Source organism: Candidatus Krumholzibacteriia bacterium (genome assembly GCA_029865265.1).
In the GTDB taxonomy this organism is placed as follows: domain Bacteria; phylum Krumholzibacteriota; class Krumholzibacteriia; order WVZY01; family JAKEHA01; genus JAKEHA01.
In genome coordinates this window covers 21092-27991 of record JAOUHG010000038.1, presented here as the reverse complement: position 1 = coordinate 27991, position 6900 = coordinate 21092, and the positions used below count along the sequence as shown (strand labels likewise).

The following is a 6900-nucleotide window of genomic DNA, read 5'->3' as shown; positions in this document are numbered from 1 at the left end:
CGCCCCAAGAGCGCTACCCTGCGCACCGCGGACCTGGTGGGGCTGGACACGCTGGTACACGCCTCCACCACGGTGTACGACCGCGCCACCAGCGATGAAAAGCGCGACTACTTCAAGGCGCCCGATCTGATGCAGAAGATGCTGGCGGGCAAGATGCTGGGCGACAAGACGGGGCAGGGTTTCTACAAGAAGGTCAAGGGCGAGGGCGGCTCGCAGATCCTCACCCTGGATCCCGCCACCATGGACTACCGCGCGCGGCAGTCGGCCAAATTCGGCTCTCTCGAACTCGCCAAGCCCATCGAGAATCTCGGCGAGCGCGTGCGCGTTCTCATGGCAGCCAGGGATCGCGCGGGTGCGTTTGTGTGGAAGCTCCTCGCGGAGACGTTCCTGTACAGCGCGGCACGGCTGGGTGAGGTTTCTGACGACGTGGCCTCCATCGACCGCGCCATGCGCTGGGGCTTTGGCTGGGACATGGGGCCGTTCGAACTGTGGGATGCGGTGGGGGTGGAGGCCACGGTGACGCGCATGCGCGCCGAGGGCATGACCATTCCGCCGGTGGTGGACGAGGTGCTCAAGAGCCCGTCCAGGTCGTTCTACCAGCGCGAGGACGCGGCCCACACGCTGCAGTTCTCCGCCGGCAAGTACCGCGAGCTGGAGGAAATTCCCGGCTTCATCGACCTTGCGGCTCTGAAGGCGCAGGGCAAGGTGGTCAAGAAGAACGCGGGCGCGAGCCTGGTGGACATTGGCGACGGCGCGCTGTGCCTGGAGTTCCATTCCAAGATGAACGCCATCGGCACCGACATCATCTCAATGATCATGGCGGGTGTGAAGGAAACCGAGGCGAACTTCGAGGCGCTGGTGATCGGCAACCACGGCAGCAACTTCTCGGTGGGTGCCAACCTCATGCTGATCCTGCTGGAGGCGCGCGAGGGCAACTGGGAGGAGATCGATCTCTCGGTGCGCCAGTTCCAGAAGGCGACGATGGCGCTCAAGTACTGCCGCAAGCCGGTGGTGGCTGCACCGTTCGGAATGACGCTGGGCGGCGGTTGCGAGGTGGTGCTGGGTGCGCAGCACGCGGTGGCGAGTGCCGAGACGTACATCGGACTGGTGGAGGTGGGCGTGGGGTTGATTCCCGCGGGTGGCGGCTGCAAGGAACTGGTGATGCGTAACGTGGACGCGCTTCCCAACGTGGAAGGCATCGACGTGTTCCCGGCGGCGCGCGCGGCGTTCGAGGCCATCGGGCTGGCGAAGGTGTCGACCAGCGCCGAGGAGGCCTTCGGCTTGAAGATTCTGCACGGCGGGGATTCGGTCTGCATGAACCCGGATCGCCTGCTGCACGCGGCCAAGGTCACCGCGCTCGCGCTGGCGCGCCGCGGCTACCAGCCGCCGGACCCGGTGCGCGAGATCCCGGTGGCGGGCGAGGGCGGCATTGCGGCCATGAAGGCGTCGCTCTACAACATGCGCGAAGGCCGCTACATCTCCGAGTACGACGAGCACATCGGCACCCAGCTCGCGCGCATCATCTGCGGCGGCGAGGTGCCGGCGGGGACCAAGGTCAGCGAGTCGTACCTGCTGCAACTGGAGCGCGAGGTGTTTCTGAAGCTGTGCGGCACAAAGAAAACGCTGGAGCGCATGCAGTTCATGCTCAAGGAAGGGAAGCCGCTGCGCAATTGAGGCGATTCCTGCTGATACTCGTCGCGGCCTGCGTGGCGCTGGGTGGTTGCGGACGGGCACACAAGCCCAACGTGGTGCTCATCGTGCTCGACACACTGCGTGGCGACCGGCTCTCGTGCATGGGCTACGCGCGCAACACCTCGCCTCGCATCGACGCGCTGGCGCAGCAGGGGGTGCTGTTTACGCACGCCTACGCCACCTGCTTCTGGACGCTGCCGTCGCACGCCTCGTTGCTCACCGGCCTGCACCCGGTGCAGGTGGGGGCGACGTCGGAGACGCTGCACCTGCCCGACGACGCGCTCACGGTGGCGGAGGTGCTGGGCGGGGCCGGCTACCGCACGGCGGGATTCGTCTGCAACAGCTGGGTGTCGGGCGAGCGCGGATTCGCGCAGGGCTTTCAGGAGTACCTCGAGATGTGGCGCACGGAGAACCAGGATCGTTCCCAGCACGCGGTTTCCATGGAGGACATGACGGTGGGGCGGCTGGAGCCGTGGATCGCATCGGCGGCGCAGGGCGACCGCCCCTTCTTTCTCTTCGCCAACCTCAACGGCACCCACATGCCGTACCGGCCCGCGGCGCCGTACGTGGGCGAGTTCCTGCGCAAGGGCTACGACATGAAGCGCGTGGAAGAGCTGGCACAGATCACCTCCGGGTGGAGCCACCTGGTGGGCGAGACGCCGCTGGACGAGACCGACTTCGCTATTCTCAGTGACCTGTACGACGGTGAGGTGGCGTGGGCGGACGCGCTGGTGGGGCGCGTGATCGACGCGCTGCAGCGCGCCGGCGTACTGGACGACACCATCGTTATCGTGGTGTCTGATCACGGCGAGCACCTGGGCGAGCACGGCAAGCTGGACCACATCAGCACCATGTACGACCCCGCGCTGCACGTGCCGCTCGTGATCCGCTACCCGCGCGTGTTCGCGCCGGGAGCGCGTTCTGACATGCTGGTGAGCCTGGTGGACGTGGCGCCCACCATCGTGGACCTGTGCGGGGTGTCCGAGGCTGCACCGTCGTTCCATGCCCGGACGGCGAGTCTCGCCAACGAGAAGCGCGAGCCGCTGGAGTTCGTCATCGCCGGCAACGAACGCCCCCTGATGGGCATCAAGCTGCTGCAGTCGAAGCACCCCGGTTACGACTGGGAGTCCATCGACTACCGCATGCGCTGTCTGCGCGCGCCGGCGCACAAGCTCATCTGGAACGAGAGCCACAGCGTGGAGCTGTACAATCTGGCAAAGGATCCCGCCGAGGAGAACAATCTGGCGGAGACGCAGGCGAACCTGCAGCGCCAGATGATGGGTGTGCTGGTCAAGTCGTACGAGAAGATGGGTGAGAACAAGGAACACTTCATGTTCGAGAGCAGCGACCGCGAGGCACTGGAGTTGCTGCGGTCTCTGGGCTATATCAACTGAGGTAGACATGAGAGACGCATACATTATCTCCGCCGTGCGCACGCCCGTGGGCAAGGCCTTCAAGGGCGCGTTGCGCAACACGCGCCCGGATGAACTCGCGGCCCTGGTCATCAAGGAGGCCGTGGCGCGCGTGAAGGGGCTGGACCCGGCGCGGGTCGAGGACGTGGTGCTGGGTTGCGCCATGCCCGAGGGCGAGCAGGGCCTGAATGTGGCGCGGCTGGCGCTCTTGCGCGCCGGGCTGCCCATCACCACCACCGGTGTCACGGTCAACCGCTTCTGCGCGTCGGGACTCGAGGCCATCGCGCAGGCCACCGCGCGCATCCGCCTGGGCGAGGCGGAGATCATCGTGGCGGGCGGCGTTGAGAGCATGAGCATGATCCCCATGGGCGGCAACAAGCCCTCGCCGGATCCCGCGCTCATCGGTGACATGCCGGGTGCGTACGTCAGCATGGGCAACACGGCCGAGAACGTCGCGGAGAAGTACGAGGTTTCGCGCGCCGATCAGGATGCGTTTGCACTGCGTTCGCACCAGCGCGCGGCGGCGGCCATCAAGGAAGGCCACTTCAAGGACGAGATCGTTCCGGTTACCGTGGTGCAGAAGAGCATCAACGCAAAGAACAAGCTGGAGAGCCGCGAAATCGTGTTCGACGCCGACGAAGGCGTGCGCGCCGACACGTCGGCGGAGGCGCTGGCCTCGTTGAAGCCGGCGTTTCGCATGGGCGGCAGCGTGACCGCGGGCAACTCCTCGCAGATGAGCGACGGCGCGAGCGCGGTGGTGGTGGTGTCCGAGGAGGTCATGGCGGATCTCAACGCATCGGCGCTGGGGAAGCTGGTGGCGTATGCCACCGCCGGGGTCGAGCCCGAGTTGATGGGCATCGGCCCCACGCTTGCCGTGCCGAAGGCGCTGGCGCTGGCCGACCTCGCGCTGGACGACATCGGGCTCATCGAACTGAACGAGGCATTCGCTTCGCAGGGGGTCTACGTGGCGCGGAACCTGGGCATCCCCGACGGGAAGCTCAACGTCAACGGGGGCGCCATCGCCCTGGGACACCCGCTGGGATGCACCGGCGCCAAACTCACCACATCTCTTCTTTACGAAATGGGTCGCCGTGGTGTGGAATACGGCATCGTGACGATGTGCATCGGCGGCGGCATGGGCGCCGCAGGTGTATTCCAGAAAGCGTAGACCCTTGACCCCGAAGGAGAACGAATGAAGCGGATCTCAATATTGCTTCTGATGATGATGGTGGCCGTGATGGCCTCGTGCAGTGGAGACGATGGCGCCGTGGGCCCGGCCGGACCGGCCGGCGTCCCGCAGCCAGTCAAGGTGCTGGTGCTGGGGGCCGATGCCGGAATCGTGGCCAAGTCGGTTCGCATTGCATCGGCGCTGCCGCCCGGTTCGTCGATCAATTACATCAATGTCATCGACTCGATTCCGCCGATGTCGGTGCTGAAGAGCTTCAGCGCATCGATTGTCTATCACAACAACGCGCCCGTCGACCGGGATGCGTTTGGCGACCGCCTGGCCGACTATGTCGACCAGGGGGGTAAGCTGGTGCTCCTGCAGACCTGCATGACCACCAGCTGGGGCTTCACCGGCGGCAGGATGATTGATCCCGCGTACATGCCGTACGTGACCACCGCCAGTTCCCTCGACGCGACCGCGCGCGCCATCGACCAGAGCTCGCTGACGTTCCCGCTTCACCCGATTTTTGTGGGCGTCGACGTTCCCAACTATGTGCGGTCCACGCTGACCACTCTCTCATACCCGACGCTGCAGGCAGGGGCGACATCGCTGTGCATGTTCAGCGGCGGCATCGAGGGTGTGGCCATCAATCCCAACAAACGGATCATCGGTATCAACGACTACCCGTTAGCGGACGATCAGAAGCTGTACCAACTGGCCGCCAACTGCGTCCTATACCTGACGGGCAGGATATAGCGGAATTGGCAAAGGGGATATCGATCATGAAGACAGACAGCACAAGCATTCGCAAGGGTGGGAGCTTTCTCGTCGAGGGGACCAACCCGGCGGACATTTTCACCCCCGAGGACTTCAGCGACGAACAGAAGATGTTCGTGAAGACCGCGGACGACTTCGTCAACAACGAGGTGCTCCCTAACATCGAGAAGACCGAGGCCAAGGAAGAGGGTGCCATGGTGGCGCTCTTGAAAAAGGCGGGCGAACTCGGTCTGCTCATGATCGATATCCCCGAGGCCTACGGCGGCCTGGGGCTGGACAAGGCCACCAGCATGGCCGTCATCGAGGCTATTTCGCGCGGCGGCGCCTTTGCCACCACCTACGGCGGACACGCCGGCATCGGCACCCTGCCGCTCATTCTGTTCGGCACCGACGCGCAGAAGCAGAAGTACCTGGCACCCATCGCCACCGCCGACCTCATGAGCTGCTACGCGCTCACCGAGCCGGGCAGCGGCTCGGATGCGCTGGCCGCGCGCACGCGCGCCGACCTCTCCAAGGACGGCAAGCACTACGTCTTGAACGGCGACAAGGTGTTCATTACCAACGGCGGTTTTGCCGACGTGTTCATCGTGTTCGCCAAGGTGGACGGCGACAAGTTCTCCGCGTTCATCCTGGAGCGCGGCTACGAGGGGCTCAAGACCGGCCTGGAAGAGAAGAAGATGGGTATCAAGGGCTCCAGCACCGTGCAGGTGTTCATGGAGAACGTCAAGGTGCCGGTGGAGAACCTGCTGGGCGAGATCGGCAAAGGCCACAAGATTGCGTTCAACATCTTGAACGTGGGGCGCTTCAAGCTGGGTGTGGGTTGCGTGGGTGCGGCGAAGATCGCCTTTGACGACGCCATCAAGTACGCCAACGAGCGCCACCAGTTCGGCAAGCCCATATCGAGTTTCGGCATGATCCAGGCCAAGATTGCCAACATGGCCAGCCGCATGTACGCGGTGGAGAGCATGTCGTACCGCACCGCCGGCCTCATGGACGGCATTCTCGCCAACGTGCCCAAGGACGACCCCGACTATGCGCAGAAGAGCATGGCGGGCATCGAGGAGTACGTGGCCGAGTGCTCCATCATGAAGATCAAAGGCAGCGAGATGCTGGACTACGTGGTGGACGAGACGGTGCAGATCTTCGGCGGTTACGGGTTCATTGCGGATTACCCGGCCGAGCGCCACTACCGCGACTCGCGCGTGGCGCGCATCTACGAGGGCACCAACGAGATCAACCGCATGCTGCTCACCGGCAACCTGCTGAAGCGCTCGGTGAAGGGCGAGCTGCCGCTCCTGGCGGCGGCGAAGAAGCTCTCCGAAGAGCTGCTGGAAGGGATGCCGTCGCTGGGTGACGATGAAGAGGCAACGCTCCTGTCGGTGGAGAAGGGCCTCATCGACAACGCCAAGAAGCTCTCGCTGCTCGCGCTGGGCGTGGCGGCGCAGAAGTTCGGTGCCAAGGTGGAGCAGGAACAGCAGGTGCTGGGCGACATCGCGGACATCTTCATCGAGACGTACGGCATGGAGAGTTCCTACCTGCGCACGATGAAGCTGGTGGCGGCGAGCGGCGAAGACGCGTGCAAGCCGCACATCGCCATGACGCGCCTGTACGTCAACGAGGCCATGGGCCGCCTGGACCTGTGGGCGCGCGAACTCCTTGCGGCGTGCGCCGAGGGCGACGAACTGCGCACCATGCTGGCCGCATCGCGGCGCCTGACCAAGTACACCCCCATCGACTCGATCCACCTCCGCGAAGAAATCGCGAAGGGCTTCACGGAAAAAGGCAAGTGGGAGCTGTAGGGGGCTGGACGCCAGCGCGCGATCTTCATATTCAGTCTCACTGTGAGACTGC

At 64.7% G+C, this 6900-nt stretch carries 5 protein-coding genes; all 5 read left to right on the top strand.

Going from position 1 to position 6900, the window contains the following annotated elements:
* A partial coding sequence (locus OEX18_13475; protein MDH4338277.1) for a 3-hydroxyacyl-CoA dehydrogenase family protein occupies positions 1-1674 on the top strand: 1674 nt, incomplete at its 5' end.
* Positions 1671-3086 carry a sulfatase-like hydrolase/transferase gene (locus OEX18_13470; protein MDH4338276.1) on the top strand — a complete coding sequence of 472 codons (1416 nt, stop codon included), beginning with the start codon at positions 1671-1673 and terminating at the stop codon, positions 3084-3086. The genes OEX18_13475 and OEX18_13470, both read left to right, overlap by 4 nt.
* A gap of 7 nt (positions 3087-3093) precedes the next feature.
* The gene (locus OEX18_13465) at positions 3094-4272 is read left to right on the top strand and encodes an acetyl-CoA C-acyltransferase (GenBank protein ID MDH4338275.1); all 1179 of its coding nucleotides are present in this window, start codon (positions 3094-3096) and stop codon (positions 4270-4272) included.
* Positions 4273-4296: 24 nt separating this feature from the next.
* Positions 4297-5028 carry a hypothetical protein gene (locus OEX18_13460; GenBank protein ID MDH4338274.1) on the top strand — a complete coding sequence of 244 codons (732 nt, stop codon included), beginning with the start codon at positions 4297-4299 and terminating at the stop codon, positions 5026-5028.
* A 26-nt stretch (positions 5029-5054) separates the two neighbouring features.
* Positions 5055-6848, top strand: a complete 1794-nt coding sequence (locus tag OEX18_13455; GenBank protein ID MDH4338273.1) for an acyl-CoA dehydrogenase family protein — start codon at positions 5055-5057, stop codon at positions 6846-6848.
* The last annotated feature ends 52 nt before the right edge of the window (positions 6849-6900 follow it).

Excerpts from the sequence above, each read along its gene's own strand:
- OEX18_13465 (MDH4338275.1), top strand. The coding sequence starts at position 3,094 with ATGAGAGACGCATACATTATCTCCGCCGTGCGCACGCCCGTGGGCAAG.
- OEX18_13460 (MDH4338274.1), top strand. The coding sequence starts at position 4,297 with ATGAAGCGGATCTCAATATTGCTTCTGATGATGATGGTGGCCGTGATG.
- OEX18_13455 (MDH4338273.1), top strand. The coding sequence starts at position 5,055 with ATGAAGACAGACAGCACAAGCATTCGCAAGGGTGGGAGCTTTCTCGTC.